At 46.0% G+C, this 8,572-nt stretch carries 9 protein-coding genes and 1 pseudogene; 5 read left to right on the top strand and 5 right to left on the bottom strand.

The genetic code is table 11. From position 1 onward, the window contains the following. Window positions 1–67 precede the first annotated feature (67 nt). Window positions 68–1,009, bottom strand: coding sequence for a sulfurtransferase (locus tag EZMO1_RS05540; protein WP_034874884.1), 942 nt, complete (start codon window positions 1,007–1,009; stop codon window positions 68–70). 279 nt (window positions 1,010–1,288) lie between these two features. Between EZMO1_RS05540 and EZMO1_RS26555 the strand changes: the two genes are divergently transcribed. The 5 genes and pseudogenes from EZMO1_RS26555 (at window position 1,289) to EZMO1_RS05510 (ending at window position 3,848) form a co-directional block, all read left to right on the top strand. Then, window positions 1,289–1,447, top strand: a complete 159-nt coding sequence (locus tag EZMO1_RS26555; protein ID WP_034872907.1) for an IS1-like element transposase — start codon at window positions 1,289–1,291, stop codon at window positions 1,445–1,447. Continuing rightward, entirely contained in the window at window positions 1,441–1,758 is a 318-nt protein-coding gene (locus EZMO1_RS05530) for an IS1 family transposase (protein WP_086936394.1), read from the top strand. Before EZMO1_RS26555 ends, EZMO1_RS05530 begins: the two co-directional genes overlap by 7 nt. Window positions 1,759–1,804: 46 nt before the next feature. Next, window positions 1,805–2,912, top strand: a protein-coding gene (locus EZMO1_RS05520; RefSeq protein WP_145912483.1) for an IS3 family transposase whose coding sequence is annotated in 2 segments (ribosomal slippage) — window positions 1,805–2,073 and window positions 2,072–2,912 — 1,110 coding nt in all. Because the reading frame shifts where the segments join, the coding sequence is not laid out codon by codon here. Between the two features lie 83 nt (window positions 2,913–2,995). Continuing rightward, window positions 2,996–3,181 (top strand): annotated as a pseudogene (locus tag EZMO1_RS05515) (IS1 family transposase); the annotation flags it as partial. Between the two features lie 109 nt (window positions 3,182–3,290). After that, the gene (locus tag EZMO1_RS05510; RefSeq protein WP_034874886.1) at window positions 3,291–3,848 is read left to right on the top strand and encodes a hypothetical protein; all 558 of its coding nucleotides are present in this window, start codon (window positions 3,291–3,293) and stop codon (window positions 3,846–3,848) included. A gap of 22 nt (window positions 3,849–3,870) precedes the next feature. On the opposite strand, the gene EZMO1_RS05505 is transcribed toward EZMO1_RS05510, so the two are convergent. From EZMO1_RS05505 to EZMO1_RS05490, 4 genes are all read right to left on the bottom strand, one after another. Further along, window positions 3,871–4,827 carry a hypothetical protein gene (locus tag EZMO1_RS05505; protein WP_034874887.1) on the bottom strand — a complete coding sequence of 319 codons (957 nt, stop codon included), beginning with the start codon at window positions 4,825–4,827 and terminating at the stop codon, window positions 3,871–3,873. Window positions 4,828–4,888: 61 nt separating this feature from the next. Further along, on the bottom strand, window positions 4,889–6,880 hold the full coding sequence (locus tag EZMO1_RS05500; protein ID WP_051789799.1) for a GldG family protein: 1,992 nt from the start codon (window positions 6,878–6,880) through the stop codon (window positions 4,889–4,891). Window positions 6,881–6,890: 10 nt separating this feature from the next. After that, the gene (locus EZMO1_RS05495) at window positions 6,891–7,625 is read right to left on the bottom strand and encodes an ABC transporter permease subunit (protein WP_034874890.1); all 735 of its coding nucleotides are present in this window, start codon (window positions 7,623–7,625) and stop codon (window positions 6,891–6,893) included. Further along, window positions 7,622–8,566, bottom strand: a complete 945-nt coding sequence (locus EZMO1_RS05490) for an ABC transporter ATP-binding protein (RefSeq protein WP_034874892.1) — start codon at window positions 8,564–8,566, stop codon at window positions 7,622–7,624. Before EZMO1_RS05490 ends, EZMO1_RS05495 begins: the two co-directional genes overlap by 4 nt. Between the last annotated feature and the right edge of the window lie 6 nt (window positions 8,567–8,572).

Raw genomic sequence — 8,572 nt, 5'->3', positions numbered from 1 at the left:
TAGCAGGTTTCAGGAATGGAGTACTGACTGACAGCCTTGTGGATGCCAGCCAGAGACAACCGCTTACTTAATGATCCTGAGCTGAATCCAGATGACTCCATTCAGTCCATGAGCCATCGTAAACATGGACGTCATCCGCGCCTAAAGCTTCAGATAGCATCATAGCGGTATGCGCTGCCCTAACTCCGGTGTGGCAGTAAACAATAACCTTTTTACCGCGAACTATTTTACCGTAAGTATCTTCCAGCTCTTTTAGAGATTTCAGGCTACCATCTTCATTTTGCGCATTCGTCCACTCAACCCATTGGCTGCTCGGAATTACACCTGCCCGGGTTGCACCGGGAAAATAGCTGGATGTTCCTGCATACTCTTCAGCTGTTCGCACATCCAGAATCACCCAGTCAGGATTATCAACCGCATTCCTGACCATTTCATAGGTCGCCAGCTGGATTGTGTTCACATTTTGTGCTTTGTACTCCGCAGCGTCAGAGGCAACATTTCTATCTCCAGTGGGATAACCTGCTGCCACCCACGCATCCAGACCGCCATCCAAATACCTGACATCACTATGACCAAGCATTTTGATTTGCCAGTACAGTCTGAATGCATCGTGCAAATCACCCTGAGCATAAACAACAATGGTTGAGTCTTCAGATGCACCAAACTGACCAAGAATAGAAGTCATAGCTTCAGTGTCGATTTGCATTGTCTTGCTACTGTCCTGAAAGCGTTTACTCGGGGAAGAGTAATCGTACCGCCATAAAGTATGAGAACCTGAAATAGGCTCTGCGCCTTTACCCGGATCTAGAACACCAATGACAACGGTATTCTCATTTGTTTCAAGTAACTGATAGAGCATGCTTGCAGAGACAAAGCTTTGAGCCTGAGCGTATTCAGCAAGCTTTGCAGACATAGAAGTTTCCAATAAAGTTTCAGATTCTGCTGAATCAGAAAATGCAGGCGTTGCCATTAGTGCTGCCATTGCTGCAGCAACCAGAGTCTTTTTCATGTTTAGTGCCTTTTGAAATCAGTAAATCGTGTTTCTGACTATAAAGACGCTTAAACGATAAAAAGGATGCAAAATTTGGTAGTGGCACAGTTCTGTGATTCTAGCCCTGTCTGCTAAAATACGACATTCGGCAACTTTGAAAAATGCGGTTTAAAAATGTGCCTTACGCAAGTCCTCTGTACAACATGTGGCAGTAACCAAGTTCGGCCTTTCGGATACAGCACTCATGATGTTCCACGATACTATTGCTGTAATGACAAATGTGAAATCAAAACCTTCATGCTTGAATATCGCTACAAGGCCTGTGAGCCTGGCGTTAAAGAAAAAATCATCGATATGGCAATAAATGGCAGCGGAATCAGGGATACAAGTAAAGTACTCGGAATAAGCAAGACAACAGTAATAAAGACTCTAAAAAAAAAGAAAGCGGTCTGGTAAAGGTCAACCCAAATATTCAAACTATTGATCTCAAGTCAGATGCAATTATTCATGTAGGGCTTGTCTGCCAAGAGGCTGAGCTAGATGAGCAGTGGTCGTATGTTCATGATAAATCGAACCAACGCTGGCTTTGGTATGCTGTTGATCACGCTACAAATACCGTGCTTGCTTATGTTTTCGGAAAACGGAAAGATGAAGTTTTTAAAGAACTCAAAACACTTCTGAAGCCATTTGGTATTAATAAATTTTACACCGATGATTGGGGAGCCTATGAGCGACACTATGATGGACCCCATAAACTGGACAGGTAGCTAAGTTAAGTTTTCTGGCTGTAAGATGACCCTGCAGGAGGGAATCATGACAGCAAAAAGAAAACGACATAAGCCCGAATTTAAGGCACAGGTAGCACTCGAAGCCTACAAGGGCGAAAAGACCATAAACCAGCTGGCAAGCGAACACGAAGTTGCAGCCGTTCAGGTTAGCCAGTGGAAGCGACAGCTACTCCAGGGGGTTCCAGAAGTCTTCGGCAGGGCACGGCCAGAGGTAGATCCAGATGTGCTCACTGCCCCCCTGTATCAGGAGATCGGACGGCTTAAAATGGAGCTGGACTGGTTGAAAAAAAAATCTGGCAATGTCCATTGATGACAAACGGAGATGCATAGACCCGGATCACTCGAAGATCAGCATTCAGCGCCAATGTGAACTGGTTGGGTTAAGCAGGTCAAGCTGGTATTACCAAGCTTCTCCAGCTTTGGAAAGCCCTGAGAATCTGAATCTGATGAGGCTCATTGATGAGCAGTATACACGTACACCGTTTTACGGCAGTCGTAAGATAACTGCATGGCTGAATGAGCAGGGCTTTCCGGTCAACAGGAAGCGTATACAGCGACTTATGAGGCTGATGGGCATACAGGCTGTCGGACCAAAACCGGGCACAAGCCTGAGAAACAAAGAGCATAAGGTTTACCCGTACTTGTTGAACGGCGTTGATATTGTGAGACCCAATCAGGTCTGGAGTACTGATATTACGTACTGCCCGATGCCTCAGGGGTTTATGTATCTGGTTGCCATTATTGACTGGTACAGCCGTTACGTGGTCAGCTGGGAGCTGTCGAACACACTGGATGCAGACTTCTGTATTCATGCGCTGGGTCGAGCTTTGGAACAAGGTGAACCTGATATATTCAACACTGACCAAGGGTGTCAGTTTACCAGTAATGATTTTCTGGCACCTCTTCAGGAACGGGAAATACGTATCAGCATGGACGGGAAAGGGCGAGCACTGGATAACATTTTTGTCGAGAGGCTGTGGCGCTCCGTCAAACATGAATGGCTGTACACGCATGAATTTCAGACTGTTCCAGAGCTTTATACTGGGCTGGATGAATACTTTGAGTTTTACAACACTGAACGATTACACCAGTCGTTGAGTTATAAAACGCCTAAGGCAATTCACTTTGCATGAGGGCTTTGGACCACTGCCAGGACTTAACTTAAATTTGTTGGTTTACTGTCTTGACAGTGGGGTCCACCATACACCTTGATGAAAACATGCATATTATTGGTAAAGCAAACACTCAGAAGATAGAGCGTAAAAACCTTAATTTTCGGACTTGGATTAAACGGTTGGCCAGAAAGACAATTTGTTTTTCAAAGCTCGAAAAGATGCACGATATTGTTATTGGATTATTGATTAATAAAGTTGAGTTTGGGGTCAATATTCACGCGATATAACAGTTCTGGCCCACTACCCAAAATTTTATGGCATTTTTTTCACTGGTTGCTCTGACTCCTCCAAGCCCTGTATATATTGATAAACAGGAACGGATTCATTCAACCAATTATGTTTCGATACATTAAAGTATTTGCAACGACTCTTGCCCTGATCATCATTGTCGGGCGCTACTCTTATAAAACGGAAATCGTCTACAGCAACACACTCATTGAAGGTCCGGATACATGCAGCGTTTCGGTCTGGTTCCGTGAAACCTATGACGATCAGAGCAGCCTCTACATTCCCCTACTTTATATACACGAAGAAAAAGGACGCCCTTTTAAATTCTCTATTTCACTCACTGGCTGCGACAACACCTACTCCCTGATAAAACTTGATAATGTTCAACTCAGCTACCCATCTGGCAGCTGGCCATACCCTGACGGGGTGATCAATCTGGAGCTGCAAACGGACGATTTTATTAATGCGTATTACCGGTTTGAAAGCCCGATCCCAAATCCATTTCTGGACAATGAACACTTTAATGTAGGGTTTCGACTCAGGGCTTACCGTTCAAACGGCCAGCCTGATACTGAAAAGTCCTATACCATTCCAGTCACAGCTTCGAAGTCAGAGGGGTCAATGAACCTGTTGTTTTATGCTTTTATCGTCATGCAGGGTGCATAAATACGCAGGAGAACGTCTGGATCTAGAGCCTTGAACCAATCAGATTCGCAAAGCTTTCAAGCCATGATTCATCCTGACAGATCTCTTTCAGATCATCACGAACCATAGACTTAATCATCAGCGAGAGTTTCTCATGATCATGTATAGGGAAAGTGTCTGTGTAACCTTCAATAAACGCTTCAAGCAAGTCTACAAAAAGATGGCTAAAGCTACGTTTGCCTGAGCCATACTTTTTTTGGGCATGTATATTCAGGTCTGTCAGGTTGTCGAGCCAGCATTTCAAGCTTGAGTACACATCACCTTTATTACCTTCACACTCTTCTTCCGAAAGATCGATCAGATAAAAGCGATCACTCGCTGCATCATAGATTTCGTTAGTACCATTTCGATCAGACAACAGTAATCTGACAGGCTGTTTGAAAAGCATCTCAGTATCGCCATTGATCGCATCCGGATTATGGTTAATGGCTGCAAGAACTTGTCCGCAACGTCTGAAACTTTGTAGCAGTTTTTTTCTTTTACTGTCGGCCTGAAAGTAACGGGAAGCAATAATGTAATCCCGATATAACTCAACCAGCGTCGCCCCATGAACGTATTCGTAACTGGTTAAATAGTACAACTGCCCCTGAAGTTTAAAAACAGCGCCTTTATCTGGCACTACCAGCTCGGCACCCACAGAGTCGAGCCAGCCATATTGACTCAGGTTCTCTTTTAATTTCCATTCGTAACTGTAAAAAATGTTTTTACTGTAAGGGTTATCCTCACGGATAATCTTGATAAAGCACTTTTTGCCTTTGTACAAAGCGGTATAACTTATATAAAGCTCCCCGCCTTTGGCATCGTGTTCACAAAGATTTTCGGCCTCACCTTCAAACAAACGATCAATCGCAGCTTCACAACTACCGACCTCCCGATAGTATGGGACATCAGGAAGATCTTTGAATTTCCCGTCAATATCGGAAGGTTGAAGTTTATCCATAGTAACGATTCTAAAAGTAAAAATCGTCAGCAGGCATCTAACCCGCTGACAACACGTTTATTCAGCCAAACCGCTTACGTCGTCTTGCAATACGGTACCCAAGAGCAATTAACGTAATGAGTAATGGTACAGCCAGGATGTTGATCAACTTCAGCTGGGTACCCAGTTTTTCTATATCCTTGCTGAGCTGATGCTGGACATCTCGAAGCTGTTTGCGAATCTTCAGCTTTTCCTGAACAAAGCGCTCAATTTCAGCCTGTTGTTCAGGGCTGAGAACCAGCGCTTCGTCCCCCTCTTTAGCGGCCTGAAGCTGGCGTAGTTTTGAGTCAGTGTCGGCAAGCTGCTGTTTCAACTCTTCTTCTTTTTGATAAAAGCGCGCTTCAGCTTGTCTTTCCAGCTCGTTGACCTTATCAAATGGACGAGAAAACTGACCACGACTGCGGATACTGATCAGGTCGGCATTACCCGTCAGGTTATCCACCATATTGATCAACAAGTCACCATTATTGGCAAAAGGCTGAACAATCTCCTGACCAAAAAAGTTGTTCTTCTGTACCCAAAGTCGGTCAGTTAGCAGATCGGTATCAGCCACCACAATGACATTGATTGGCTTTGTGGATTCTGCAATGTGTGAAGGCAGCTCTTTTACAGGTTTTTCCTCTTCTTTTGTCATTTTCGCCTGAGTTTCTGACTCTTCTTCCTCTTCCTCCTCAACAATCAAGGCGTCCTCAGCACTTTCTGCCTGTTCAGGCTGGGGCTCGGGAGGTCTGCCATCAGGGAAAGCAGTATTGACCATACCAGTCACTCTGGCAGCCAGAGTGTATTCAATACCTGTCGCCTTAAAGTCCTTATAAAGAGAAGATGGATCAAACAACATGGTGAAAAGCGAAGCGTCCATCAACATGGCATTTGTCGTTGAATGAAGCAGCACTTCCATAGTGGTTTGAGCGTTTTCCGGCTGAAGCACTGCACCAGCTGTAGCCACATTCACATTGTTTAATAAGGACGTGATAACGTCATCATGGTTAAAGCTTTGCTCATTCAGCCCAAGAATGCCCAGATGTCGCACAGGGCGACCCGAAGGCGAGCCAACGGATAACGCCAATGTTGCATCAGCAAGCACTTTATTTTTATCCATCTCTATGCCCCAGGCTTTGAACAGGTCTGGCAATGAGGAAGACTTATCTCCCCCCATTCCCATCATCATGCCACCCATCATTCCGCCACCGGATTGATCGGATTCAGCATTGGGATCAACAAAGATCAGGGCATGACCACCACCCACAACGTATTGATCGATGGCGTAGCGAGTTCGATCAGTCAGCTCTTTTGGGTGTACGACCAGCAACAGGTTAATGTCTTCGGGTACCACATCAAAAACAGTACCCAGATCATCCACTTCGTACATCTGTCGCAGTTGAGAAATACTCATCCATGGACCGGAGGGCTGGCGACTCATCATGTCGTAACCACCGTTAACCTGCAGGGTGCTGACCAGCCCGATTTTTGGACGTGCTTGCTGCACCACTGAATACACCAGCTTACTGATGTCGTACTCCAGAAAGCGTTCTTTATCCGGATGGAGAAAACCAATCACTTCACGTTTACTGTCGTCTTCATCATTGGAAATCACCAGCCCCATATAAGCTTCCTGACCAGTACCTCCCAGAGGCACCGCCTGTAAGCCATATTCAGCGGCTTTATCTTCATTTTCGGAAAACGGTTCCGGGTCAATCACTTCCAGTTTCAGCTTGCCATCAGACGCCAGTACATACTCATCCAGAAGCTCGGTAACGCGCTTGGCATAGTTTCGTAGAAAAGGCAGCTCACGGGTCTGGCTCTCTGAATAGAAGAATTGCAATGTTGCTTTGCCATCCAGATTATTCAGCAGGTTGTGCGTACCCTCGGACAGTGTGTATAAACGATCCTGGGTAAGATCGACACGCGCGCCTTTAAACAGTTGACTGACACCAATCGTCAGCAACAAAGTAACCAGAGCCAGCACCAATAAGCCGGCCTTTGAAAACAGTCGTTTCGTCAGGGTCGGTGACATGGACAGCTCCTTAATCTGCTTTTTTCATATCAATAGTTATTGCAGTCGCAATCAGCCAGGCCAGCATCATAACGATGAAATACAATACGTCTCTCAAATCGAGCACGCCTTTGCTGATGGCATCAAAATGCGTCATAAAACTCAGAGCTGCAATGCCATCCACCAGCCACTGAGGTGCCCAGCCCCGGAATGCATCCAGAACGAGAGGAAAACCCGCCAGCACGAACAGAAAACAGACGACTACCGTCATAATGAAGGCAATGACCTGATTCTGGGTCATGGCCGAGAGGCACGAGCCAATGGCCAGAAAGCCACCGGCCATCAGCCAGCTTCCAATATAACCCGCCAGAATCACACCGTTATCGGGTTGCCCAAGGTAATTGACCGTAATCCAGATAGGGAAGGTAAGTGCCAAAGCAATGCCACTGAACACCCAGGCGGCAAGAAACTTACCCAGCACAGCCTGATTCAGGCTGATGGGCAATGTCAAAAGCAGTTCCAGAGTACCGGTTTTGCGCTCTTCTGCCCATAATCTCATGCTGATGGCAGGAATCAGAAACAGATAGAGCCATGGATGGAAATTAAAAAATGCTGAAAGGTCTGCCTGACGCATTTCATAGAAACGCCCCAGATAAAAGGTAAAGGCACCTGTCAGCATCAGAAAAATCACAATAAACACATAAGCGAGAGGTGTCGCAAAGTAGCTACCCAGCTCACGCCTGAAAATAATGCCGGTACCGTTCATTCAGCCACCTCCCGGTTATCACCCGTGGTGGTCAGATCCCTGAACACATCATCCAGACGACCACTTTCAACATACAGCTCTTTAACTTCCCAGCCATTGGCAGCCACGAGACCGGTTAACGCATTGAAGACGGAACTGTCATCATTCGGAATCAGGGTAAAGCGTCCCGGTATAGAACCAGAAATTTCTACGGCTTTAACGCCGGGCAAAGCCTCAATGGCTGACTGCACATTGTCATCCGTATCCAGCTCAACGGTGACAGCGTGATGATATCGGGAACGCGCTTCCAGTTCTGAAGGCGTGGCATCAGCAAGCACTCTGCCATTGGCAATAATCATTGCCCGCGAACAGACCGCACTGACTTCTTCAAGAATATGAGTAGAGATAATAACAATCTTGTCTTTTGAGAGACTTCGGATTAATTCCCGCACCTGATGCTTCTGGTTAGGGTCGAGTCCATCGGTCGGCTCATCCAGAATCAACACCTGTGGATCGTGAATAATCGCCTGAGCAATGCCAACACGGCGCTTGAAACCCTTGGACAGATTATCAATCGGACGATGCAAAACCGCCTGCAAGGCTAATTGTTCGACCACTCTGTTTATTCGGCTTTGCTGCTCATCACCTGAAAAACCACGAACCCGGGCAATGAATCCCAGATACTGATGAACCGTCATGTCGCCATAGGCTGGTGCGCCTTCTGGCAGATAGCCGATGATTTTTTTGGCCTGTAAGGGTGCCTGTTCAATATCATGACCAAAAACAGATACCGTACCGCCTGAAGGTTTGATAAATCCTGTCAGCATTTTCATGGTCGTGGACTTACCGGCTCCATTAGGACCCAGAAAACCAAGCACTTCTCCGGGTTCTACGGAAAAAGTAATGCCATCAACCGCACAGAAATCGCCAAAGGACTTTTTAAGGTTATCGATCCTGATCATCGTCGC

This window comes from Endozoicomonas montiporae CL-33 (assembly GCF_001583435.1).
GTDB lineage: Bacteria > Pseudomonadota > Gammaproteobacteria > Pseudomonadales > Endozoicomonadaceae > Endozoicomonas_A > Endozoicomonas_A montiporae.
Note: the sequence above shows the minus strand (reverse complement) of the source record. Positions and strands in the feature narration are given on the sequence as shown.

Excerpts from the sequence above, each read along its gene's own strand:
- EZMO1_RS05540 (WP_034874884.1), bottom strand. The coding sequence starts at position 1,009 with ATGAAAAAGACTCTGGTTGCTGCAGCAATGGCAGCACTAATGGCAACG.
- EZMO1_RS26555 (WP_034872907.1), top strand. The coding sequence starts at position 1,289 with ATGCTTGAATATCGCTACAAGGCCTGTGAGCCTGGCGTTAAAGAAAAA.
- EZMO1_RS05510 (WP_034874886.1), top strand. The coding sequence starts at position 3,291 with ATGTTTCGATACATTAAAGTATTTGCAACGACTCTTGCCCTGATCATC.
- EZMO1_RS05505 (WP_034874887.1), bottom strand. The coding sequence starts at position 4,827 with ATGGATAAACTTCAACCTTCCGATATTGACGGGAAATTCAAAGATCTT.
- EZMO1_RS05500 (WP_051789799.1), bottom strand. The coding sequence starts at position 6,880 with ATGTCACCGACCCTGACGAAACGACTGTTTTCAAAGGCCGGCTTATTG.
- EZMO1_RS05495 (WP_034874890.1), bottom strand. The coding sequence starts at position 7,625 with ATGAACGGTACCGGCATTATTTTCAGGCGTGAGCTGGGTAGCTACTTT.
- EZMO1_RS05490 (WP_034874892.1), bottom strand. The coding sequence starts at position 8,566 with ATGATCAGGATCGATAACCTTAAAAAGTCCTTTGGCGATTTCTGTGCG.